Genomic DNA, 23114 nt, shown 5'->3' with positions numbered 1-23114 from the left:
AACACTCTTGCTAGAATGTTGCTTTTTTTATAAAATATTTTGAGAAAAATTACTTGATACTAAATAATCCTTCAGGTTTGTTTTCTATCGCGTCAAAACGTTCTGTACATTTTTTTATTATATCGTAAGCTTCGCCTACATCTCCCCATCCACCTACGTCAACTGTTTTGTTTTCAAGATCTTTATACACCTGGAAGAAATGTTCGATTTCTTTAAGCAAATGCGGATTCATATCAGATAAGTCATTTAATGAATTCCAAATTGGATCAGAAACTGGTACGCAAATTACTTTTTCGTCCGGTCCCTTGTCATCTGCCATATGGAAAACACCAATAGGCTTCACTTCCATTACACAACCAGGAAAAGTTGGTTCGTTTACTAAAACCAGAACATCTAATGGATCTCCATCAAGTGCCAATGTTTCAGGAATAAATCCGTAATCCGCAGGGTACATCATTGAAGAGAATAGCATTCTATCAAAACGCATTCTTTTTATTTCGAAATCGTACTCGTATTTATTTCTACTTCCTCTTGGAATTTCGATTAACACATCGAAAGTTTTTATTTTGTCTGCAGTCATTTTATTTTATATCTTAAATCTGTTATGCTCTCGCAAAAGTAGTCTAAAAACCTATTTATTACAAGTATAATTTCCTTAAAATATAAGAAACCAAAAGGCGTGACTTTTATCAAAATGTAATCTTCCTCCCTCTTTTCTCCAAATAATAATGCCACAAAAGAAATGTGGCAAGGGATCGACAGGGACTCCATCTTAAAGTATAAATCTCGATTTCTTCTTTACTTTCAATCTGAAGCAATTCTTTAATGGTATTTACTACCGCAATATCGCCTAATGGCAACAAATCTGGCTCCTGCAGACAAAACATCAAATAAACATCAACGGTCCAGTTTCCTATTCCCTTGATTTTGATGAGTTCCTCACGGACTTGCTGAGCTGTTTTGGCTCCCAAAGATTCTAAATCAATCTCATTATTTAATATTGCTGTTGATAAAGCTTTGATATAAGACGTTTTTTGTCGGCTTACGCCAAGATTCCTAAATTCCTCATCCAATAAATTTAAAAGTGCTTGTGGCTGGAAGTTTTTCTCTCTTGCTTTTAATTTCAAAAATGTCGCCTTGGCTGAATCGATAGACACTTGTTGTTCCAGTATCAGTAACACCAGCGTCTCAAAACCTTCAGGCCTTTTGGGGATTTTTGGAATCCCGTATTTTTCAATTATCATTTTAAAAATGACATCTTGTTCAGAAAGGAAATCTAAAGCGTGTTTCATCATCGATTGTTTTTTAGCCCAGATAGCAGTGGAAATCCTTTTCTTTTTTTCTTTAAAAAAGAAAAGATTGAAACGAATAGCTGGAACTAGCTCCAGATACTGAAACAAGTTCAGCATAAATTAAAAATAAAACCCGAATGAGCCTTTTACAGCAAAACGATTTGTATCCGGCGTATTTAGATAATTGCCTCTCCAAGAAAAATCGATACGTAATACCTTGAATATATTTCCAATTCCAGCGCTGTATTCCCAATACACTTTTTCCGGTGCACTGTAAACCAAGCCTGAGGCATTAATCGCTCTATTTTCATCTGAAATGGTTCCGTAAACTCCTTTTACCCCAATAATTTCTCTCCAATTAAGTTTTCTCATAAAAGGGATTCTAGCAAAAAGTCTTCCGCTGAAATTGTGATTCCACTCCAAAGTGGCATATTGATCGGTCACAAATTCATAGAAATTAAGGTTGCTGAACGTATTCTCAATGGTGAAATAGGTTTGGTTTCCAGGAATAACACTCATTAGCCCCAAAGGAATCGTTCCAAAAGTTTTCCCCACTTCAACAATTACATTCGTCCGTCCTATTGGACCTATGATTATGGGCTGTTTATAATACAGTTGTATTTTTTCATACTGGAAATCGCCATTCAAAAGTCCTTTAAAACCGTGACTGTAATTCAGGTAAAAACGACTGAACGGACTATCTACATTATCCCTTTCTACACCATATCCAATTGTTTTTCTATTGGGCGTATATTCTACCTGGAAATTAACTTCTGATTGTTTTAGGTCACTTTTTGTCACCGTACATGCAGCATCTGTGTAGTAATCCAAACTGAAAGCATCAGAAGCAGCTTGCAAAGTCCTGTAAGAGAATCCAGATTGGAAAGTCAAATTCTTGACAGGTTCCATCTCGACACCAACATTGCTAAGGTTGATGTTAGTAAGCTTTCCGTTGCTTCCCGACGAAAAAACGGAAGATGAGGCAAAGCTTCTACCCAAAACATCATTTGTGGTGGTCAAACTTGCTCCTATTTGTTCAACATCACGTCTATTACCTCCAGACAAAATAATTCTCTTTTTCTTATCAACCATCCACTTGCCAGAAAGTCCGTATTTGAATTTATCATCTTTAAAACCGTAGGCCGTATATCCCTGTAGACGCCAAGTATCATTTGGTCCAAAATAAGTTCTTCCCCCGGTCCTTAATCGAACACCCTCTACTTCATTATAACCAAATGACGAGAAAATGGGGCCGTAATCAAAGTGTCCAACTTGTATGTAACCACTACCCAGAATTTGAACCAAATTATATATTTGTTGAAACTTCTTTACCGTTTTCAAAGTGTCAAGCATTTTGTAAACACCCAATTCATCTTTAGTCAACTTTTCGTAACGGTTTTCCCGCCAATATTCCTCTGATTTATTATAGACTTCATTATCAATAAAGCTTACCTCTTCTCTATAAAAAGCTGCCGGTTTCTCTTTATTAAATACGTGGTTATCATAAAGTGTTGTTCGCTTACCATAAACCCCTTTAGACTCTTCTTTTTTATTTAATGCGAAGTCGGACATCATGTAATCTCGCGTCAGCAAAAATATCGAGTCGTTCTGCACATCAAATTCCTGTTCGATATAAATTTCCTTTACCCAGTTGATATTAGCACTTTTTGTAACGGCCATATTAATTTTCTTGATGGCAAACGTGCTATCATTTACCCAAAAATCACCTTTAAAAGTCAATTCGTTTTTTCTTCTAGGATAGAACACAATATTGTAGCACCATTTCTCACCAATATAAGCACTGTCTTTAAGAACATAATTATACACATCGATCCCTGTTTTTGACAACGGACTAGTGAAACTTTTATCAAAAAATGTCAAGTAGTTATTATAGATGTCATAATCCGAGTACAAATCCTTCACGAAAGACATGATTTGTTGATTATTACTAAATCCGGAGTTTTTATTTGCTTTTAATTTTTCTTTTACTTTATTCAACTTGTTGTTGCCGTAAACATCCGATAAAGATTCATTAATAAATATAGGCAAATAGGTTTTCCCCGTGACTCTCGATGTATCTACGTGATCGAATATAAATTCCATCCCTTTGAAAAGTTTGTTTTTCATGTAAGCACTATCAATTGTGTTCATGTCAAACTCAATTTTTTCATACTTTTCCATCTGATACTGATCAAACTGACTCAAGCCATTTTTACGTTTTCTTTCCCAGATTTTCCTGAGAATATCAAGAGCAGGGTTGTCCTTTTTCGAAGTTTTTCCAGTAAAAATAACGACTTCTTGCAGGTTTTCGGCTTCGTTTAACTGAATCCTGAAGTTATAATTAACTGCCTTTGCCAAAGTGATTTCTCGATCAGAAAAACCAACGGATGCAACTAGTAATGCAGTGTATGTCTTGGTGGATTCAAGGTAAAATCGACCGTCTTCATTCGCGACAGTCCCTTCACTGGAACCTTTGAAGACTACGTTTGCAAAAGGAACCGGCAAGTTTGTTTTGTCCACAATTATACCACTCACTTTCGTCTGCGCGAGGAGTGCGCCCACTTGTAAGAAAAGACAAACTAAACTGAATACTATAATCTTTTTCATAATTTACTTTAAAAAAAAATCTTCATCATACTTACGCATGATGAAGATTTTATAACCGAATTATTGTATTATTTATACATTACTTTTTTAACCGCTTTAATTACATCATCTGCGTTTGGCAACCATTCTTTCAATAATACTGGAGAATAAGGCGCTGGTGTGTCGGCAGTCGTGATTCTTTGTATTGGCGCATCTAAAAAGTCAAAAGCACGCTCTTGAACGATATATGCAATTTCAGAAGCTACACTTGCAAAAGGCCAAGCTTCTTCAAGAACTACCAATCTATTGGTTTTTTTTACTGAAGTTAGGATTGTTTCGTGATCCATAGGACGCACGGTTCTCAAATCGACAATCTCACATGAAATCCCTTCTTTGGCCAATTCCTCTGCAGCGATATAAGCTTCTTTTATAATTTTTCCGAAAGAAACTATAGTAACATCAGTTCCTTCGCGTTTGATGTCCGCAACACCAATTGGGATAGTATATTCACCATCTGGAACTTCTCCCTTGTCACCGTACATTTGTTCAGATTCCATAAAAATTACAGGGTCATTATCACGAATAGCGGATTTTAAAAGCCCCTTTGCATCATAAACATTAGACGGAACAATTACCTTAAGACCGGGAGTATTAGCAAACCAATTTTCCAATGCTTGAGAGTGAGTTGCACCTAATTGTCCAGCTGAAGCAGTCGGCCCACGAAAAACTATAGGCACATTAAACTGGCCTCCCGTCATCTGACGCATTTTGGCTGCATTATTTATAATTTGATCAATTCCGACAAGACAGAAATTAAAAGTCATGTATTCCACAATTGGTCTACAGCCGTTCATTGCGGAACCCACTGCAATTCCCGTAAATCCTAGCTCTGCAATTGGAGTGTCGATAACTCTTTTTTCTCCAAATTCTGCAAGCATACCCTTTGATGCCTTGTAAGCGCCATTGTATTCGGCAACCTCTTCACCCATTAAGTATATAGACTCATCATTACGCATTTCTTCGCTCATTGCTTCGCAAATGGCCTCTCTAAATTGTATCGTTCTCATATTTGATATTGTAAGTGTAATTTTCCTTGAGCAAAAATAAATATTTAATATCATTTAAATGCATAAAATAGCCTAAAATAAAAAGAAGCTATTTACGACTACAAGCTATATCTTCCTGCCACTAAAGCAGGCGGAAAAAGGACTCTGTCGCAACCGAAGCTACGAAATCGTAATAGTTCTAATAATTATTATGCATGCATAGTATATTATTCAAAATATTATTCTAATTTTGTAACAGCAATTTTAGAATAAAAAAAATAAACCTATGAAAATATTAGTTTGCATCAGTCACGTTCCTGATACTACTTCCAAAATTAATTTTACCAATGGTGATTCCGAATTTGATACCAACGGTGTGTCCTATGTGATAAATCCAAATGACGAATTTGGTTTGACGCGTGCTATTTGGTTCCAAGAACAACAAGGGGCAACTGTAACCGTAGCTAATGTTGGCGGACCTGAAACAGAGCCTACCTTGAGAAAAGCATTAGCAATTGGCGCAAACGAAGCTATTCGTGTCAACGCAAGTCCAACCGATGGTTTTTTTGTAGCAACACAACTTGCTGAAGTAATTAAAAACGGAGAATATGACCTAGTCATCGCAGGAAAAGAATCATTAGACTATAACGGAGGAATGGTTCCGGGAATGATTGCCGCAATTTTAGGTAATAACTTCGTCAACTCCTGCACTAGCATCACAGTTGAAGGAACAGCTGTAAAGGCAGTTCGAGAAATTGACGGTGGTAAAGAAACTGTTTCTACTTCGCTTCCATTAATTATTGGTGGTCAAAAAGGGTTAGTTGAAGAAAAAGACTTGCGCATTCCTAACATGAGAGGAATTATGACTGCAAGATCTAAAGCGTTAACGATTGTAGAGCCGATTGAAGCATCAATCAATACTAAGGCGGTGAAATTTGAAAAACCAGCTGCTAAATCGGCCGTGAAATTAATTTCTGCCGATAATTTAGATGAGTTAATCGACCTATTACATAACGAAGCAAAGGTAATATAACAGTGATTTTTAATCCGAGATTTACCATTCTCGTTCCAAATTTAAAACTCATAATTCAACATTCAAAATAAAAGAATTTATGTCAATATTAATATACGCAGAATCTGCTGAAGGTAAGTTCAAGAAAGTTGCTTTCGAATTAGCTTCATATGCAAAGAAAGTTGCAGAATCATTAGGGACCACCGTAACAGCGGTAACTGTAAATGCAGGAGATGTTTCGGAATTGTCAAAATACGGTGTAGATAAAGTATTAAAGGTAACCAATGACAAATTAGCGGACTTTACCGCCAATGCATATGCCGATGTTATTAAACAAGCGGCACAAAAAGAAAGTGCTAAATTAGTTCTACTATCTTCAACTACAGACAGTATTTATCTTTCTTCGCTAGTAGCAGTGGCTCTCGAAGCAGGTTTTGCTTCAAATGTGGTAGGACTGCCTGTAAGCACTTCTCCTTTTCAAGTACGAAGAAATGCTTTCTCAAACAAAGCATTCAACATAACAGAAATTTCAACTGACGTAAAAGTTCTTGGTCTTGCCAAAAACTCATACGGTATTTCTGAAACCGAATCGACATTAACTGAGGAAGACTTCAATCCGTCAATCGGAGAAAGTGATTTTGGAGTAAAAGTAGAATCAGTAGAAAAAATATCTGGAAAGGTAGCCATTGCCGATGCAGATATTGTAGTTTCAGCAGGTCGTGGTTTAAAAGGACCTGAAAACTGGGATATGGTTGAAGAGTTGGCCACAGTTCTTGGCGCAGCTACAGCCTGTTCTAAACCAGTTTCCGACCTTGGGTGGAGACCTCATGGAGAACACGTTGGACAAACAGGGAAACCTGTTGCAACTAATTTATATATTGCCATTGGTATATCAGGAGCGATACAACATATAGCAGGAATCAGCTCTTCAAAAGTAAAAGTAGTTATCAATACCGACCCTGAAGCTCCTTTCTTTAAGGTGGCCGACTATGGAATTGTAGGAGACGCCTTTGATGTTGTGCCAAGATTAATAGAAAAATTTAAAGCTTTTAAAGCGCAGCAGTCATAATTAAATAAATCTGTTGAAAAAGTAATGCCTAAAAAACGAGATATTTGTATCTTTGCTTTTAGGCATTACTTTTTTTAAGATTCACGCAGCCTAATTTATTATTAAAAAACGCAGTGCAACGCACTTTTCCATTTCAACAAATATGAGCTTAGTTAAATTATCCATAAAAGGAATTTCATACAGTCAGACACAAAACGGGGCCTATGCTCTAATTTTGAATGAAGTTGACGGCGAAAGAAAGTTACCCATTGTAATTGGTGCTTTTGAAGCACAGTCAATCGCAATTGCCTTAGAAAAAGAAATTAAGCCACCACGTCCTTTGACGCATGATTTATTTAAAAATTTTGCAGAGCGTTTTGATATCGTTGTCAAGCAAGTAATTATTCATAAACTTGTCGATGGAGTATTTTACTCTAGTATCATTTGCGAAAGGGATAAAATAGAAGAAATCATAGACGCGAGAACCTCAGACGCAATTGCGCTGGCATTACGTTTCAATGCACCTATTTTTACATATAAAAATATTCTAGACAAAGCTGGTATTTATCTGAAAGCAAACTCTTTGGAAGAGGATAAAGACGCGCAAGAAATAGACGAAATGTTTTCGAATCCAAAATCTTTTGGCAAAGAAGAAGAGGAAGGACGTCAATCTGATCGACCGTATATTAGACAAAGTCTAGAAGAATTGAATGAACTACTTGGCCAAGCAGTAGCCCAGGAAGATTACGAAAAAGCTGCAAAAGTAAGAGACGAAATTTCAAAAAGGGAATCGTAATTTTATTATTATTCATTTTCTTTCTATTTAAACCAAAAAAGCATTTACATTAAACTTTAAATTATCCATTGGTTACTTTTGAAGAGATATACTTAAGTTTAACACAAAGATTAATGTTGTGCTTCTTTAATAATATTGATAAAAATAATCTATGAAATCAAATTTCCTGCTCGTTCTCGCAACGTTATTTATTTTTTCAAGTGCCTCTTCCCAGGAATATTATTTGCATTGCGGAAAAATCCTAAATACCCAATCCGGCAAAGAACTATCAAACCAAACCATTATTGTTTCTAAAAACAAAATAACAAAAATACAAGATGGTTTTATCTCAAAAGCAAATTCTCAAGACATTGAAATAGATCTTAAAAATAAATATGTATTACCAGGACTTATTGACTTACACGTTCACATAGAAGGACAACATGACAGCGACAGCTACATGTCAAAGTACATCGACAACGAGGCTGACATTGCATTTCAGGCTGTAGGTTGTGCAGAAGTAACTCTTTTAGCTGGATTTACAACCGTCCGTGATTTAGGTGGTACTGGAGTTAATATTTCTTTAAGAAATGCAATCAATAAAGGTATTGTAAAAGGCCCAAGAATTTTTACTGCTGGAAAAGCGATATCTACAACAGGAGGACACGCAGACCCGACCAATGGAAGCAACCGAAAACTCGTAGGTGATCCAGGCCCGCATGAAGGAGTAATCAATTCTCCTGAGGAAGCAGTAAAAGCAGTAAGAGAACGTTATAAAGAAGGTGCCGACGTAATTAAAATCACAGCGACAGGTGGCGTTTTGAGCGTAGCAAAAAACGGTAAAAACCCACAATTCTCTATAGACGAAATCAAAGCTATCACAACGACAGCCAAAGACTATAACATGTTAACAGCAGCGCACGCGCATGGAGACGAAGGGATCCAAAGAGCTATATTAGGTGGTATAAAAACTATTGAACACGGAACTTTCATGAGTGAAGAAACTATGGAGTTGATGAAAAAATACGACGCGTACTTAGTACCTACCCTTAGTGCAGGTAAAGAAGTAGAAAAAAATGCAGAAATCGATGGGTTTTACCCCGATATTATAGTTCCTAAAGCCCGCGAAATAGGGCCAAAACTTAAGTCCACTTTTGCTAAGGCTTACAAAAAAGGGGTTAAAATTGCTTTTGGGACTGATGCCGGAGTCTTTCCTCATGGAATCAATGCAAAAGAATTTGGATACATGGTTGAAGCGGGAATGCCCCCCTTAGAAGCAATACAGTCTGCGACAATTACTAATGCTATGCTATTAGGTATTGGTGACCAAGCAGGCCAAATAAAAGAGAACTTCTTAGCAGATATTATTGCTGTTGATGAAAACCCGGTGAGCACAATTAGAACCTTAGAAAAAGTAGTTTTTGTAATGAAGGACGGAAAAATATATAAAAACTAAAACCAGCATACACCACAATTCAATGAAACAATATTTAGACTTAGTAAAACACGTAATGGCAAACGGTTGCCAAAAAGGAGACCGAACAGGAACTGGTACAAAAAGCGTATTCGGATACCAAATGCGCTTTGACCTAAGTGAAGGTTTCCCAATGGTCACCACAAAAAAACTACACCTTAAATCAATTGTTTACGAATTGCTTTGGTTTCTAAAAGGAGATACAAATATAAATTATCTTCAGGAAAACGGTGTTAAAATCTGGGATTCTTGGGCCGATAAAAATGGTGATTTAGGACCTGTATATGGTCACCAATGGCGAAATTGGAACAGTGAAGAAATCGACCAAATCACGGATCTAATTACTGAATTGAAAACCAATCCTAATAGCCGCAGAATGATAGTTTCCGCATGGAATCCTTCAGTACTACCGGATACAACAAAATCATTTGACGAAAACGTAGCCAACAACAAAGCGGCCTTACCCCCTTGTCATGCCTTCTTCCAGTTTTACGTAGCCGACGGGAAACTATCCTGCCAATTATACCAACGAAGCGCCGACATCTTTTTAGGAGTGCCCTTTAATATTGCCTCATATGCGTTATTAACCATGATGATTGCTCAAGTATGTGATCTAGAACCGGGTGAATTCATACACACTTTTGGCGACGCACATATTTATAACAATCATTTTGAACAACTTGAACTGCAACTATCAAGAGAGCCAAAATCATTACCAAAAATGATCCTTAATCCAACAATAAAGAACATATTCGAATTTGATTTTGACGACTTCACCCTCGAAGGTTACGAACCACATCCCGGAATAAAAGGCAGCGTAGCGGTATAAAAGGAACTAAAAGCAGCTTTAAGTCTAAACTGTCAAGACCCCATTTTCATTTCCTGCATATTCATTCCATAAGAAAGAATCTGCCTGAGCATCATTGACGAAGGCTCCGTCGATTACATATTTGAATTCATAAGAAGCATCTTTTTCTATATTAAAAACACCCTTAAAAGTTCCGTTTTTTAACTTACTTAAAGCTCCATCTTCTTGGTTCCAATTGTTAAAATCACCGATAACAGAAGCTTCATTTGCCTCCTTAGCCTCTACAGAAAAAGTAACTTTACAAACTGGTTTCGTTTTTATAAACTGTTTTTTTATTGACATAACTATTTCATTTTTAGATTTATGTAGCAAAGAAAACAAATTACAATGTACTTTTTACACACCATATGAAGTTTTAAGACAATGTCCAAAACTATGTTAAATTTTAGCTAATTTATTAACTTAACAGCTGCTAAATTTTCTTAAATAAAAAAGAAAACGTTTTCATAATAAATATTCCTTATCCTAAATAGTGACTTTACAAATTAAATTTTACCTTTATAAACTAAAATTCAACTTATGGAAAGAGATCGACATGAACTCTACGAATATGCCCGTAAAAGAATAAAACAAAAGAAGGGAATCTATTTTCATTTTGTTCTTTTATTCTTAGCGAGTTTGTTTCTTTTTGTTTCTACAAAAATTTTTAATTTTAGCCATGCTACAAACTGGTATAAATGGTTAATTACAGTGTGGCTATTCCTTTTTATCTTGCACTTTATTAAAGTCTACATTACTGACCGATTTATGAATAAAAACTGGGAAAGGGAACAAATAGATCGTCTTGTCGCTCTGCAACAAAAAAAAATAGAAGAATTAGAAATGCATATTACTGAAGACACTTCCAAATAAAAACAACAAATATGATTATAATGATTGCCGCAGCATCTGAAAACAATGCACTTGGAAAAAACAATGAGATGATTTGGCATCTACCTAATGATTTTAAAAGATTTAAAACCCTTACTTCAGGACATCATATCATAATGGGTAGAAAAACATTTAAAAGCCTAGTAAAACCGCTGCCAAACAGAACTCATATTGTAATAACCCGTCAAAAAAATTATGCTCCCGAAGGATGTATCGTAGTCCACAGTATGGAAGAAGCAATTGAAGTTTGCCCAGAAAATCAAAATTCATATATAATAGGTGGAGGAGAAATATACACTTTAGGAATGCCTTTTTCGGACAAAATCGAACTCACATTAGTCCATCATAATTTTGAAGCAGATGCATTTTTTCCAGAAATCGAACTTAAAGATTGGGAAATAATAAATTCTGAGTTTCAAGCAAAGGACGAAAGGCATCTTTTTGATTATACATATCAAACCTACTCTAGAAAATAAAAACACCCCAACAAGTCGGGGTGTTTCGTTTTAAATCAATGATTGAATAAATGATCTACTCTTGAAAGATAATTTGATAACATAATACAAAAATCACGAATGCTAAAAAAACTCCACAAATGAAGATGATAGCGTTTGATGTTTTCTGAGAGTACATCTCAAAAAAGCCTCTAATACCAAATACCACGAAGGTACTAAAGACAAAATAAATAAAAATTTCCAAAAACAAATTTAATCCTAAGAACGTATGTTGCGCTAAAAATGCATTACTGTTTCTTAAAACAGCACCATCAAAAAGACCAACAAGAACAAGCGACATGATTAGCGCAAGAAGCAAACACTTGGTTTGGATCATTAATTCTTTTTTAATCATTGACTAAAATTACTTTATTTAACCGTGTAAAACTCGTTATTATTATCCTTACCCACAATACCCACTTTTAGTGATATTTTAAATAATTTGTAGACAACCTCTTTCACATTATTTTATTATAAACTAAAAAAAACATCTTTTTAAAATAATTTCTTCTTAGTTCTGCAAAATCTATTTACAGTTCAAAATAGATTGTATTATATTTGTGCAAATTAAAAAAAATGTCCAAAAACATAACACCTTATAAAGATTCAGCTCTAGGCAAAAAAGAACAAGTTGCAAAAATGTTCGACACCATATCCGGCAATTATGACAGTTTGAACCGTGTCATTTCTTTTGGAATAGATATAAAGTGGCGTAAAAAGGTTTTACAACTTGTCGCTAAATCGAATCCGAAAAAAATTCTGGATATCGCAACAGGAACTGGCGATCTGGCCATTTTAATGGCACAAACGAACGCGGACGAAATAGTTGGCTTGGATATTTCTGCCGGTATGCTAGAAGTGGGGGTGAAAAAAATTGCCGCTAAAAAACTGAGCAACACTATAGAAATGATTTTAGGCGATTCGGAAAATATGCCTTTTGAGGATAATTCCTTTGACGCAATAACAGTTGCCTTTGGTGTCAGAAACTTTGAAACCCTCGAAAAAGGATTGGCGGAAATACTGAGAGTTTTAAAACCAAATGGGGTCTTTGTGATTTTAGAAACTTCTGTACCGGATAAAACTCCTTACAAACAAGGCTATAATTTTTATAGCACAAACATACTGCCTATTATTGGAAAGTTATTCTCCAAAGACGATGTAGCATACGGATATTTGTCTGAATCAGCGGCAGCATTCCCTTACGGAGAAGCTCTAAACAATATTTTGAAGAAAGTTGGGTTTATAGATGTAGTATCGATGCCGCAAACCTTTGGAGTGGCTACTATCTATTCTGCATCCAAAAAATAACCCCTAGAAGGATTTCCTATATGAGAAAAATAGTTGTCGTTGTTTTACTAGGCCTATCCTTCACAGGAACCTCACAGCTTAAAAAAAGCATGTTTGCTAAAGACCCTATAATAAATTTGGAGAATTTTCAAAAGTCAAGAGTATATTATGGCTTTTATTTAGGCTTCAACTCTTTTGACTTCAAAATAGATTATAAAAGTGTAGGACCCGATATTTTAGTTAAAAAAACAACTGGATTCAATGTTGGAATAGTGGGAGATTTAAAACTGCAAGAATACATTAACTTACGCTTTGAACCGGGACTCTACTACACAAAAAGAGATTTAAACTATCCTGATTCCTATTTCCAATCGACAGCAACAGCTTTAGATAAATTGCGAGAAGTAAACAGCACTTACATTCATTTCCCCTTGTTGTTAAAGTTTTCATCACTAAGAACTGGTAATATCAGACCATACCTAGTAGGAGGTGTTTCCGCAACTCTAAATTTATCTAGTTATTCAAAATCAAAAGATGATAATTCTGAGCAAAAATTTAGAGTAAAACCCTGGACTAATAGTTATGAACTGGGTTTTGGTATTGATCTTTTTTCAGAATATTTTATATTTTCTCCTTCGATAAGAGGTGTCTTTGGACTTTCTGATGAGTTAATACGCGACAATGATCCTAATAGCCCGTGGACCAGTAATATTGGGTCTTTAAAATCCAGAGCTATCTTGATTAATTTCACGTTTCATTAATAAAAGGAAAAGTCCCTCAATTTTAAATTAATTTTTCCTCCTAAATTCACTTAATACTATTGCGGTTGCACTCGCTACATTTAAACTTTCTGTCTCTTGAACGTCCCCGAAACGAGGAATTGAAAGCTTGTTTTTTATTACTTTTTCAAGCTCCTTCGAAATACCGTTTGCCTCATTGCCCATGATAATGAGCCCTTCTTGCGGCAAAGTACATTTGTAAATATTCAAGCCATCCATAAAAGTTCCAAAAACAGCTAATCTGGTCTCCGAAACAAAGCTGTTTAAATCCACGTAATTTACATTTACCCTTGCAATAGACCCCATCGTTGCCTGTACTACTTTTGGATTGTATATGTCAACTGTTTCCTTTGAACACAATAATTGGTCAATCCCAAACCAGTCACATAGCCTCATAATAGTTCCTAAGTTTCCAGGGTCACGTATAGAATCTAAAGCAAGGATTAGACCCACCTCCTTTATTTTTTTCTCAACGGGCATTTTAAATACCGCCAAACAAGTATTTGGTGTCGCTAACGCGGTAATTTTTTTTAAATCTGCTTCACTAACTAATGTCTTTTTTGTTAGCAAAACATCTTCAAAATCATTTTGAGTAGTGTACAATTGTTCGAGTTCAAATTTAGATTCCAGTAATTCTCGAATCACTTTTATGCCTTCGGCAAAAAACAATTGATGGGTAATTCGATACTTTTTTTGTTGTAAACTCGATATAAGCTTTATTTGGTTTTTACTGACCATAAAAATATGTACTTTTGAATTAAATATTTTAAAACACTTGAGAAAAATTTCGACAAAAATAGCAGCATTTATCCTAATAACAACACTGATTTTAGCTTGTAATGCTGAAAAAAGAGTTCCTGATGGAAAACAACTCCTGATGAAAAATAAAATTGCGGTAAATGGCAAAGCAACTAAGGAGGAAGATGTCTTTAATCAGTTGTATCAAAACCCTAACAGTAGTTTATTATTGGGTTTTCGTTTACGTTTGAACTTATATAATTTAGCGAATCTAAACCCTGACTCCACCTACCAAGCCAAATTTACTAATAATCCTGGGAAATATGAAAGAAAATCAAAATGGCTATCCGCAAAACAAGTGGATCGACTAGGACAATCCTTTTGGTATCATGGAATTCATGAATTCTTAAAAAAAACAGGAGAACCACCCGTAATTATAGAAAAGGAAAAAACGGACAAATCATTATTGCGTTTAAAGTATTACTATTTTAACAATGGCTTTTTTAATGTAAAAGCAGAGGAAAAAATAGACACGTTGAGTATCAAAAGAGCAAACATAAAATACCTAATTACCACTGGAAAAGGTTACGTTATTGACAGCATAAGAACAAGTATTAGCACGCCTGTCTTAGACTCACTATATGAAACTATAAGACCCAACAGTTTGATTAAGTCTGGTAAGCAATACAAAACAGTCGATTTTGAAGATGAAAAAAACAGAATTGCCGCAAATTTTAGAAATAACGGAGTTTATTTTTTCCAACCTACTTACGTAAGCTTTGATATCGATACCATAAACAAACAAGACAAAGCAGATGTAAATCTAATCATCGATGACTACTCCTATCAAGAAAAAGATTCTACTAGAACTGAACCCTTTAAAATATATAAAATAAGTGACGTTAACATTTATACAGATTACTCTCCAAGCAACAGTGGTTTAGAATTTACTGACAGTACAACCTATAAAAACTTTAATTTCTATAGTCACAACAAATTACGATACAAACCCCAAGCCATTACGGATGCTATTTTTATCGCAAAAGGAAGTCTATTTGCCGACAACAATACTATTTTGACAACACGGTACTTAAATAATCTTAAGATCTTTAATTACCCAAGTATCCAATATGAAATCGACTCAAGAGACACAACGTCTAGTTCTTTGATAGCTAAAATTTATCTGACTCCTCGCAAAAAATATAGTTTTGGGACCTCATTAGATGTTACGCACTCAAACATTCAGGACATTGGAATTGCCCTAAGTATTTCTGAAACAATCAGAAATGTTTTTAATGGCGCCGAAACATTAGAACTTTCAGCTCGTGGAAATATTGGATCATCAAAGGATCTAGCAAACCCAAATAATCAGCTATTTAATGTCTCGGAATATGGACTCGATTTAAAATTAAATCTTCCACGAATTTTCATGCCTTTCTCCACCGAAAAGATCATTAAAAAAAGTATGATTCCCTCGACTCTAATGGCTATAGGTTTTGCCCGACAACAAAACATTGGCTTAGATAAAGAAAATTTCACAGGATCATTCTCTTATAACTGGACACCCACAAAGAAAAACACGGCGCGTTTCGATCTTTTCAACGTGCAATTTGTAAGAAATCTGAATCCGCAAAATTACTTTAATGTATATGGGTCTTCCTATAACGCACTAAATGAAATTGGACAAACATATAGTAATAACACTTCTTATTTTAAAGACGGAAATTTGATCATTGAGGATGGAACGAGCGGTTTTACCAATGATGTACTAAAAGGAAGCGGCAACTTTTTAAACCCCATACAGCAGGCAGATTTTGAAAGTGTCAAAAGTATCGAAGAACGAAGAGTGCGACTTACTGAAAATGATTTTATTCTCGCAACTAGTTTTACTTTTACAAAAACAACCAAAACAGATTTACTGGACAATACTTTTTATCTCTTCAAAACAAAAATAGAATCTGCAGGATCCCTATTGTCCCTAGTTTCAAACACGACAAAACAAACAAGAAATGAAAATGGCAATTTTGAACTTTTTAATTTAGAATATTCAGAATATCTAAAAACAGAATTTGACTACATCAAACATTGGGATCTGACTAAAGAAAAAGTGTTTGCAATCAGAACCTTTTTTGGAATCGCAATACCATTTGGAAATTCGAACAACGTTCCCTTTTCGAGAAGTTATTTCTCAGGTGGATCAAACGACAACAGAGCATGGCAACCATATAGTTTAGGGCCTGGAAGTAGCGGAGCATTGGATGACTTCAATGAAGCAAACATGAAAATTGCATTAAGCAGTGAATTTAGATTTAAAATCTTAGGAGATTTAAAAGGAGCCGTTTTTGCTGACGCGGGTAATATCTGGAATGTTTATGATAATGTAACTGACGAAAAATCAACATTTACGGGTTTTAAAAGCCTCGAAAACATTGCTTTGGGTACTGGTTTTGGATTAAGATATGATTTAAATTTTTTTGTAATTCGTTTTGATCTTGGATTTAAAACTTATAATCCTGCTGATGAAACGGGTAAAAAATGGTTTCGTGACTACAACTTTGGCCACTCCGTTTTAAATTTTGGAATAAATTACCCCTTCTAATGCTAATAAATTCTTATTTTTGCTGTCTTAAACTAAAAACTAAAAAAACCAACTAAAAAAATTTAAAATGGCACACAATATCAAACCGGGCGTAGCTACAGGGGATCAGGTACAGGAAATTTTCAATTATGCGAAAGAAAAAGGATTTGCTTTACCAGCGGTAAATGTTACGGGATCAAACACAATAAACAGCGTTCTTGAGACAGCTGCGAAGCTAAATGCGCCAGTAATCATCCAATTTTCTAATGGAGGTGCGCAGTTTAATGCTGGAAAAGGGCTCTCAAATGTTAATGAAAAATCGGCAATTGCTGGTGGAATTGCTGGTGCGAAACATATCCATGCGTTAGCAGAGGCATATGGCGCAACTGTTATATTGCACACTGACCATTGCGCCAAGAAATTATTACCTTGGATCGATGGATTATTAGATGCTTCTGAAGCAAATTTTGCAGCAACTGGAAAACCATTGTTCAGCTCTCATATGATTGACTTATCTGAAGAGCCGATCGAAGAAAACATCGAAATCTGCAAAGGTTACCTTGAGCGAATGAGCAAAATGGGAATGACATTAGAAATCGAACTTGGAATTACAGGTGGTGAAGAAGACGGCGTTGACAACTCAGATGTTGATAGTTCAAAACTATATACTCAACCTGATGAAGTTGCATATGCTTACGAGGAACTTTCAAAAGTAAGCCCTCGATTTACAATAGCGGCAGCTTTTGGAAACGTGCACGGTGTGTACAAGCCAGGAAATGTGAAACTAACTCCAAAAATCTTAAAGAACTCTCAAGATTACGTACAAAATAAATTCAACACAGGTCCTAATCCTGTTGATTTTGTATTTCATGGCGGATCTGGTTCTACTTTAGAAGAAATAAGAGAAGGTATTAGTTATGGTGTAATAAAAATGAATATCGATACTGACTTACAATTTGCATTCACTGAAGGTATCCGTGATTATATGGTAAAAAACATTGACTATTTAAAGACACAGATTGGTAACCCTGAAGGTGCTGATATTCCAAATAAGAAATATTACGACCCAAGAAAATGGTTACGTGAAAGCGAATTGACTTTCAATGCTAGGCTAGAGCAAGCATTTGCTGACTTAAACAACGTGAATACACTTTAAACTGTTTTAAGTTTAACATTTCAAGATGTGCAACTTTTAACTTGAGATTAAAAAAGAAAAACTATATGGCTTGGTTTAAAAGAAAAGAAAAAGGGATTACGACGGCTACCGAAGACAAAATGGACGTTCCAAAAGGACTTTGGTATAAATCACCTACCGGAAAAATTATTGATGCTGATGAACTGGAGCGGAACTTATTCGTAAGTCCCGAAGATGGTTTTCACGTCAGAATTGGTAGTGACACCTATTTTGAAATTTTATTTGACAACAATGAATTTGTTGAACTAGACAAAAACTTGACTTCAAAAGATCCTTTGCACTTTGTCGATACAAAGAAATACGCAGACCGACTTAAAGACGTTATGGAGAAAACCCAGCTTAAAGACGCAGTGCGTACCGGAGTTGGAAGGTCTAAAGGTAAAGAACTAGTTATTTGCTGTATGGATTTTGCATTTATTGGAGGATCCATGGGAGCTGTAGTAGGCGAGAAAATTTCAAGAGGAATCGATCATGCTATCAAAAACAACATTCCATTTGTAATGATTTCAAAATCTGGTGGAGCAAGAATGATGGAAGCAGCTTATTCTTTGATGCAATTAGCCAAGACATCCGTAAAGCTTGCACAGCTTGCCGAGGCAAAAATCCCTTACATTTCATTGTGTACAGACCCAACGACAGGAGGTACAACTGCTTCTTACGCAATGTTAGGAGATATTAATATCTCTGAGCCTGGCGCATTAATTGGGTTTGCAGGACCACGAGTAGTACGGGACACGACTGGTAAAGATTTACCAGAAGGTTTCCAGACTGCCGAGTTTCTTCTGGAACATGGATTCTTGGATTTCATAACGCCACGAAAAGAATTGAAAGACAAAATTAACTTGTATATTGATTTGATTCAAAACAACGATATTAGATAAATAAAAAATCCCGATGAAAATCGGGATTTTTTTTGCTTTAAAAATAAGTTAGTTGGCTAACCGCTATGTTATTTCAAGGACACCATATCAATTACAAAACGATATTTAACATCGCTTTTATTCATGCGCTCGTATGCTTCATTGATATAAGCCATATCGATAACTTCAACGTCGGATGTAATATTATGCTCTGCACAATAATCAAGCATTTCTTGTGTTTCTGCAATTCCGCCAATCAAACTTCCCATGATACTTCTGCGTTTCAAAACTAATGTCGCAGCAGGGATCACAGCTGGTGCAGAAGGCATTCCAACGATAATCATAGTCCCATTAGTGTTCAGTAAGTTTAAGTATTCATTGTAATCATGATCTGCTGAAACGGTGTTCAGAATTACATCAAATTCATTTGCTAATGATTTCATTACTTCAGCATCTGAAGTCAATGCAAAATGATGTGCCCCTAATTTCTTAGCATCAGCTTCTTTAGATGGAGAGTGACTTAACATTGTTACTTCTGCTCCAAAAGAAGCAGCAAACTTAACAGCCATGTGTCCTAAACCACCTAAACCTAAAATACCTACTTTATGTCCTTTACCTACTTTTAAACGACGCAATGGAGAGTAGGTCGTAATACCGGCACATAATAAAGGTGCCACTCCCGTAAGGTCTAATTTATCCGAGACATGCAATGTATAATCTTCATCAGTAGTAATACTGGTTGAATATCCGCCATAAGTTGGTCTTGTTGTTCCCCTTTCATAACTGTTGTAAGTTCCGGTCATTCCTTCCTCACAAAATTGTTCGTCACCTGCCTTACAACTAACACAAGTTCTACAAGAGTCTACAAAACAGCCTACGCCAGCCAATTCACCAACTTTAAATTTAGTAACCCCATTACCAACTGCTGTGATTTTACCAACTATTTCATGCCCAGGTACTAATGGATAAATAGCTGGACCCCAATCTCCTTTTGCTGTATGTATGTCAGAATGACATACACCACTATATAGTATCTCTATTTGCACTTGCTTCTCCCCAATATCGTTTCTTTCGATAGTGTATGGTTTTAATGGAGTTTCCGCATCGTATGCTGCATAAGCTTTAATTGCTGTCATATTTTGAGTTTTAAATGAACTCAAAATTACAAAAAATGAAAGTCTTACCGTGTTAATATTAGTATAAATGAATTAAAATGAGTCCGCGCATTCGAACCAACATTTGCATTTTAACTATTTACATTCCCGTCCTGATGGCTTCCACTGGATCCAATTTCGATGCAGAAATTGCGGGAAGAATACCGGATATCAAACCAATTATTGCCGCCAATAAAGTCCCCAATAGAACATTACTCATACTTAGAACAAAATCGAAGTCTAACATATTGGTTAATACTAATGCAATAATCCAAACTAACAGCAAGCCTATCATACCACCAATTACTGACAGTATAATGGCTTCGAATAAGAATTGAAATAATATAAATCTGTTTTTGGCGCCGAGGGATTTTTGAATGCCTATTAAATTTGTACGTTCTTTAACTGACACGAACATAATGTTGGCAATTCCAAAGCCACCAACCAATAAAGAGAAAAGACTTATCAACCAACCACCAAATTTCATGTTTAATATGATACCGTCAATTAGATCTGTAAAACCCGAAAAAACATTTATAAAGAAATTGTCCGAGTCACCAGCTTTCAACCCCCGAAAAGAGCGCAGTTTTTGAGAAATCTCTGCTTTATATGCTCCCATATCAACCCCTTTGACAGGCTTAAAGATAATGGCGTTTGTAAGTGAAGTATTGCTATCTCCGTACAATTGCCGGATAAAGTTGACCGGAATGAAAGCTGAGGTATCATCGCTGTCTCCAAATAATGCGGCACCTTGTTTTTTCAAGACACCAATAACCGTAAAACGCTGACCATAGACCCTAACGTTTTTTCCGATGGGCTCAGATTCGTCAAATAGTGATTTTGCAATCTCATTACCCAATACAATAACCCTTGACCCAGAATTTCCTTCTGATTCATTATAGAACCTCCCCTTTTCAAATTCTAACCCTCCTATGTCGCTAAATTCATAGGAACTTGGCACCATATTAACATCGCTAACTGTTTTAGAATCGTGTTTTATGGACTCTCTCTTGACGAAAGCTTGATACGATAATTCATCAGTATTCGTCATAGCCCCTTTCATGTAAGTATATTCATCATACTTCATATTTGGAAATTGTTCTCTTTTCCATTGTGGAACATCTGTTGGGCCAAAAGAGAATTTTATCAGATAAATGGTGTTTTTATCTAAACCGCTCAAATCTTTCGTTATCTTCCTATCCAAAGAGTCCACGGCGGCCAAGACGGCAATAATCGAAAAAATTCCTATGGTTACACCTAACAAAGAAAGTAAAGTCCTCAAAATATTACTGCGTAATGCACTCATTGCAAAAGCAAAACTTTCTTTTAATAAACGGAGATATACTAACATAAAAAACTTTTTGTGTTACGGTAAAATTCTATAAATATTATTCAAAAACCTAATAAAAAACGCTTCGATAGATTGGTATAACTATTTAAGAAAATGTTACAACTCTTCTATGAAATTTATAATCAAAAAAAAACTATTTTTGCGCTTTATAACTACAACTACACAATGAACACAACTAAAACGATTCAATCTGCATTAATTTCTGTATTTTCAAAAGACGGTCTTGAACCAATTGTAAAAAAACTACATTCTCAAAATGTAATTTTATACTCTACAGGTGGAACAGAAGATTTTATAAAAAACTTAGGGATACCCGTTGTCCCAGTTGAAGATGTCACTTCTTACCCTTCAATACTTGGAGGTAGAGTAAAAACATTACACCCGAAAGTTTTTGGAGGTATATTAAACCGCCAAGATAACGAAAGTGATGTGCAGCAAATGGAGGAGTTTGATATTCCCCAAATTGATTTAGTTATCGTTGACTTGTATCCTTTTGAAAAAACAGTTGCTTCAGGAGCAAGTGAAGCTGATATTATTGAAAAAATTGATATTGGTGGCATTTCATTGATTCGTGCTGCTGCAAAAAACTTCAAAGACACAGTAATTATAGCTTCTGTTGATGAGTACGGAATGCTATTGAATTTAATCACTGAACAAAATGGAGCAACAACTCTAGCTGACAGAAAATTGTTAGCCACAAAAGCCTTTCATGTTTCATCCCATTATGACACTTCTATTTTTAATTATTTCAACACTGACGAAACTATTTTTAAAGCAAGTGTAGCAAATGGTCAAATTCTTAGATATGGCGAAAACCCACATCAAAAAGGCTATTTCTTTGGTGATTTTGACGCTATGTTTAAAAAATTACATGGGAAAGAATTATCATACAACAACCTACTCGATGTAGATGCTGCAGTAAGCTTAATTAATGAATTTAAAGTTGACGGACCTACTTTTGCTATTTTAAAACATAATAATGCTTGTGGCCTAGCTACAAGAGAATCCATAAGCGAGGCTTACGTTGCTGCACTGGCATGCGATCCAACATCTGCGTTTGGTGGAGTGTTAATAGCAAACACTAAAATCGATGTAGCTACAGCAACTGAAATAAATAAATTATTTTGTGAAGTAGTTATTGCACCCGAATATGATGCGGAAGCAATTATCATTTTACAAGAAAAGAAAAATAGAATTATTTTAGTTCAAAATGAAGTAGAGTTACCTCAAAAGCAAGTTAGATCTTGTTTAAACGGACTTCTTATTCAAGAAAGGAACACTATTACAGACAATAAAGCAGACTTGAAAACCGTTACTACAACAAGTCCTACTGAACAGCAAATCCTAGATTTAATATTCGCTTCAAAAATTTGCAAAAACACAAAATCAAACACGATTGTCTTTGCAAAAAGCGGAACACTTATATCATCAGGCACTGGTCAAACTTCAAGAGTTGATGCCTTGATGCAAGCAATTGAAAAAGCAAAAACTTTTGGATTTGATTTAAACGGAGCCGTTATGGCAAGTGATGCTTTCTTCCCTTTTCCAGATTGTGTAGAAATTGCAAAAGATGCGGGTATAACTGCTGTAATTCAGCCCGGAGGATCAATAAAGGACGAATTAAGCATCAATTATTGCAATGAAAATAAACTTGCTATGGTATTTACTGGAACACGTCATTTTAAGCATTAATTTGTTTAACTTTGT

At 35.4% G+C, this 23114-nt stretch carries 22 protein-coding genes; 13 read left to right on the top strand and 9 right to left on the bottom strand.

All coding sequences use genetic code 11. The annotated features are described in order from the left end of the window. Positions 1-49: 49 nt before the first annotated feature. From ACEN2H_RS05575 to ACEN2H_RS05560, 4 genes are all read right to left on the bottom strand, one after another. Entirely contained in the window at positions 50-580 is a 531-nt protein-coding gene (locus ACEN2H_RS05575) for an inorganic diphosphatase (RefSeq protein WP_441731211.1), read from the bottom strand. A 109-nt stretch (positions 581-689) separates the two neighbouring features. Continuing rightward, the gene (locus ACEN2H_RS05570) at positions 690-1295 is read right to left on the bottom strand and encodes a DNA-3-methyladenine glycosylase family protein (RefSeq protein WP_441731209.1); all 606 of its coding nucleotides are present in this window, start codon (positions 1293-1295) and stop codon (positions 690-692) included. A 117-nt stretch (positions 1296-1412) separates the two neighbouring features. Further along, complete coding sequence (locus ACEN2H_RS05565; protein WP_441731207.1) at positions 1413-3899, bottom strand: DUF5686 family protein; 2487 nt, start codon at positions 3897-3899, stop codon at positions 1413-1415. A gap of 68 nt (positions 3900-3967) precedes the next feature. Then, a complete protein-coding gene (locus ACEN2H_RS05560) occupies positions 3968-4945 on the bottom strand; it encodes a pyruvate dehydrogenase complex E1 component subunit beta (protein ID WP_441731205.1) in 978 nt (325 codons plus the stop codon). 265 nt (positions 4946-5210) lie between these two features. Between ACEN2H_RS05560 and ACEN2H_RS05555 the strand changes: the two genes are divergently transcribed. From ACEN2H_RS05555 to ACEN2H_RS05535, 5 genes are all read left to right on the top strand, one after another. Next, positions 5211-5957, top strand: coding sequence for an electron transfer flavoprotein subunit beta/FixA family protein (locus ACEN2H_RS05555; protein WP_441731202.1), 747 nt, complete (start codon positions 5211-5213; stop codon positions 5955-5957). A gap of 79 nt (positions 5958-6036) precedes the next feature. After that, complete coding sequence (locus tag ACEN2H_RS05550; RefSeq protein ID WP_441731200.1) at positions 6037-7005, top strand: electron transfer flavoprotein subunit alpha/FixB family protein; 969 nt, start codon at positions 6037-6039, stop codon at positions 7003-7005. Between the two features lie 142 nt (positions 7006-7147). Beyond that, positions 7148-7780 carry a bifunctional nuclease domain-containing protein gene (locus tag ACEN2H_RS05545; protein ID WP_441731198.1) on the top strand — a complete coding sequence of 211 codons (633 nt, stop codon included), beginning with the start codon at positions 7148-7150 and terminating at the stop codon, positions 7778-7780. Positions 7781-7931: 151 nt separating this feature from the next. After that, complete coding sequence (locus ACEN2H_RS05540; RefSeq protein ID WP_441731196.1) at positions 7932-9215, top strand: amidohydrolase family protein; 1284 nt, start codon at positions 7932-7934, stop codon at positions 9213-9215. 22 nt (positions 9216-9237) lie between these two features. Beyond that, entirely contained in the window at positions 9238-10062 is an 825-nt protein-coding gene (locus ACEN2H_RS05535) for a thymidylate synthase (protein ID WP_441731193.1), read from the top strand. Between the two features lie 24 nt (positions 10063-10086). On the opposite strand, the gene ACEN2H_RS05530 is transcribed toward ACEN2H_RS05535, so the two are convergent. After that, on the bottom strand, positions 10087-10383 hold the full coding sequence (locus tag ACEN2H_RS05530; protein WP_441731191.1) for an isoamylase early set domain-containing protein: 297 nt from the start codon (positions 10381-10383) through the stop codon (positions 10087-10089). A 237-nt stretch (positions 10384-10620) separates the two neighbouring features. Between ACEN2H_RS05530 and ACEN2H_RS05525 the strand changes: the two genes are divergently transcribed. Both ACEN2H_RS05525 and ACEN2H_RS05520 read left to right on the top strand, forming a co-directional pair. Then, the gene (locus ACEN2H_RS05525; RefSeq protein ID WP_441731190.1) at positions 10621-10953 is read left to right on the top strand and encodes a 2TM domain-containing protein; all 333 of its coding nucleotides are present in this window, start codon (positions 10621-10623) and stop codon (positions 10951-10953) included. 11 nt (positions 10954-10964) lie between these two features. Next, complete coding sequence (locus tag ACEN2H_RS05520) at positions 10965-11447, top strand: dihydrofolate reductase (protein WP_441731188.1); 483 nt, start codon at positions 10965-10967, stop codon at positions 11445-11447. Positions 11448-11502: 55 nt separating this feature from the next. Here ACEN2H_RS05520 and ACEN2H_RS05515 read toward each other — a convergent pair whose 3' ends face one another. Beyond that, a complete protein-coding gene (locus ACEN2H_RS05515) occupies positions 11503-11820 on the bottom strand; it encodes a hypothetical protein (RefSeq protein ID WP_441731186.1) in 318 nt (105 codons plus the stop codon). A gap of 221 nt (positions 11821-12041) precedes the next feature. Between ACEN2H_RS05515 and ubiE the strand changes: the two genes are divergently transcribed. Together ubiE and porT are read left to right on the top strand one after the other, a co-directional pair. Further along, positions 12042-12773 carry a bifunctional demethylmenaquinone methyltransferase/2-methoxy-6-polyprenyl-1,4-benzoquinol methylase UbiE gene (gene ubiE / locus ACEN2H_RS05510; RefSeq protein WP_441731184.1) on the top strand — a complete coding sequence of 244 codons (732 nt, stop codon included), beginning with the start codon at positions 12042-12044 and terminating at the stop codon, positions 12771-12773. Between the two features lie 20 nt (positions 12774-12793). Continuing rightward, positions 12794-13513 (top strand): type IX secretion/gliding motility protein PorT/SprT, encoded by a 720-nt coding sequence (porT, locus tag ACEN2H_RS05505; RefSeq protein WP_441731182.1) that lies wholly within the window; start codon positions 12794-12796, stop codon positions 13511-13513. Between the two features lie 27 nt (positions 13514-13540). Here porT and ACEN2H_RS05500 read toward each other — a convergent pair whose 3' ends face one another. Continuing rightward, positions 13541-14269 (bottom strand): TrmH family RNA methyltransferase, encoded by a 729-nt coding sequence (locus ACEN2H_RS05500; RefSeq protein ID WP_441731180.1) that lies wholly within the window; start codon positions 14267-14269, stop codon positions 13541-13543. 37 nt (positions 14270-14306) lie between these two features. Here ACEN2H_RS05500 and tamL point away from each other — a divergent pair, with 37 nt between their 5' ends. From tamL to accD, 3 genes are all read left to right on the top strand, one after another. After that, on the top strand, positions 14307-16868 hold the full coding sequence (gene tamL, locus ACEN2H_RS05495) for a translocation and assembly module lipoprotein TamL (protein WP_441731178.1): 2562 nt from the start codon (positions 14307-14309) through the stop codon (positions 16866-16868). Between the two features lie 67 nt (positions 16869-16935). Further along, positions 16936-18003, top strand: a complete 1068-nt coding sequence (fbaA, locus tag ACEN2H_RS05490; RefSeq protein ID WP_441731176.1) for a class II fructose-bisphosphate aldolase — start codon at positions 16936-16938, stop codon at positions 18001-18003. A gap of 65 nt (positions 18004-18068) precedes the next feature. Next, positions 18069-18923 carry an acetyl-CoA carboxylase, carboxyltransferase subunit beta gene (accD, locus tag ACEN2H_RS05485; protein ID WP_441731174.1) on the top strand — a complete coding sequence of 285 codons (855 nt, stop codon included), beginning with the start codon at positions 18069-18071 and terminating at the stop codon, positions 18921-18923. Between the two features lie 68 nt (positions 18924-18991). Here the strand turns inward: accD and ACEN2H_RS05480 are convergent, their stop codons facing one another. After that, entirely contained in the window at positions 18992-20038 is a 1047-nt protein-coding gene (locus ACEN2H_RS05480; protein WP_441731172.1) for an NAD(P)-dependent alcohol dehydrogenase, read from the bottom strand. Between the two features lie 118 nt (positions 20039-20156). After that, complete coding sequence (locus ACEN2H_RS05475) at positions 20157-21407, bottom strand: ABC transporter permease (protein WP_441731170.1); 1251 nt, start codon at positions 21405-21407, stop codon at positions 20157-20159. Positions 21408-21572: 165 nt separating this feature from the next. Between ACEN2H_RS05475 and purH the strand changes: the two genes are divergently transcribed. Then, positions 21573-23099 (top strand): bifunctional phosphoribosylaminoimidazolecarboxamide formyltransferase/IMP cyclohydrolase, encoded by a 1527-nt coding sequence (gene purH / locus ACEN2H_RS05470; protein ID WP_441731168.1) that lies wholly within the window; start codon positions 21573-21575, stop codon positions 23097-23099. Positions 23100-23114: the final 15 nt, after the last annotated feature.

It is taken from the genome of Flavobacterium sp. W22_SRS_FP1 (genome assembly GCF_052113685.1).
GTDB lineage: Bacteria > Bacteroidota > Bacteroidia > Flavobacteriales > Flavobacteriaceae > Flavobacterium.
This window is presented reverse-complemented; position numbering and strand designations above follow the sequence as displayed.

Excerpts from the sequence above, each read along its gene's own strand:
- ACEN2H_RS05575 (WP_441731211.1), bottom strand. The coding sequence starts at position 580 with ATGACTGCAGACAAAATAAAAACTTTCGATGTGTTAATCGAAATTCCA.
- ACEN2H_RS05570 (WP_441731209.1), bottom strand. The coding sequence starts at position 1,295 with ATGATGAAACACGCTTTAGATTTCCTTTCTGAACAAGATGTCATTTTT.
- ACEN2H_RS05565 (WP_441731207.1), bottom strand. The coding sequence starts at position 3,899 with ATGAAAAAGATTATAGTATTCAGTTTAGTTTGTCTTTTCTTACAAGTG.
- ACEN2H_RS05560 (WP_441731205.1), bottom strand. The coding sequence starts at position 4,945 with ATGAGAACGATACAATTTAGAGAGGCCATTTGCGAAGCAATGAGCGAA.
- ACEN2H_RS05555 (WP_441731202.1), top strand. The coding sequence starts at position 5,211 with ATGAAAATATTAGTTTGCATCAGTCACGTTCCTGATACTACTTCCAAA.
- ACEN2H_RS05550 (WP_441731200.1), top strand. The coding sequence starts at position 6,037 with ATGTCAATATTAATATACGCAGAATCTGCTGAAGGTAAGTTCAAGAAA.
- ACEN2H_RS05545 (WP_441731198.1), top strand. The coding sequence starts at position 7,148 with ATGAGCTTAGTTAAATTATCCATAAAAGGAATTTCATACAGTCAGACA.
- ACEN2H_RS05540 (WP_441731196.1), top strand. The coding sequence starts at position 7,932 with ATGAAATCAAATTTCCTGCTCGTTCTCGCAACGTTATTTATTTTTTCA.
- ACEN2H_RS05535 (WP_441731193.1), top strand. The coding sequence starts at position 9,238 with ATGAAACAATATTTAGACTTAGTAAAACACGTAATGGCAAACGGTTGC.
- ACEN2H_RS05530 (WP_441731191.1), bottom strand. The coding sequence starts at position 10,383 with ATGTCAATAAAAAAACAGTTTATAAAAACGAAACCAGTTTGTAAAGTT.
- ACEN2H_RS05525 (WP_441731190.1), top strand. The coding sequence starts at position 10,621 with ATGGAAAGAGATCGACATGAACTCTACGAATATGCCCGTAAAAGAATA.
- ACEN2H_RS05520 (WP_441731188.1), top strand. The coding sequence starts at position 10,965 with ATGATTATAATGATTGCCGCAGCATCTGAAAACAATGCACTTGGAAAA.
- ACEN2H_RS05515 (WP_441731186.1), bottom strand. The coding sequence starts at position 11,820 with ATGATTAAAAAAGAATTAATGATCCAAACCAAGTGTTTGCTTCTTGCG.
- ubiE (WP_441731184.1), top strand. The coding sequence starts at position 12,042 with ATGTCCAAAAACATAACACCTTATAAAGATTCAGCTCTAGGCAAAAAA.
- porT (WP_441731182.1), top strand. The coding sequence starts at position 12,794 with ATGAGAAAAATAGTTGTCGTTGTTTTACTAGGCCTATCCTTCACAGGA.
- ACEN2H_RS05500 (WP_441731180.1), bottom strand. The coding sequence starts at position 14,269 with ATGGTCAGTAAAAACCAAATAAAGCTTATATCGAGTTTACAACAAAAA.
- fbaA (WP_441731176.1), top strand. The coding sequence starts at position 16,936 with ATGGCACACAATATCAAACCGGGCGTAGCTACAGGGGATCAGGTACAG.
- accD (WP_441731174.1), top strand. The coding sequence starts at position 18,069 with ATGGCTTGGTTTAAAAGAAAAGAAAAAGGGATTACGACGGCTACCGAA.
- ACEN2H_RS05480 (WP_441731172.1), bottom strand. The coding sequence starts at position 20,038 with ATGACAGCAATTAAAGCTTATGCAGCATACGATGCGGAAACTCCATTA.
- ACEN2H_RS05475 (WP_441731170.1), bottom strand. The coding sequence starts at position 21,407 with ATGTTAGTATATCTCCGTTTATTAAAAGAAAGTTTTGCTTTTGCAATG.
- purH (WP_441731168.1), top strand. The coding sequence starts at position 21,573 with ATGAACACAACTAAAACGATTCAATCTGCATTAATTTCTGTATTTTCA.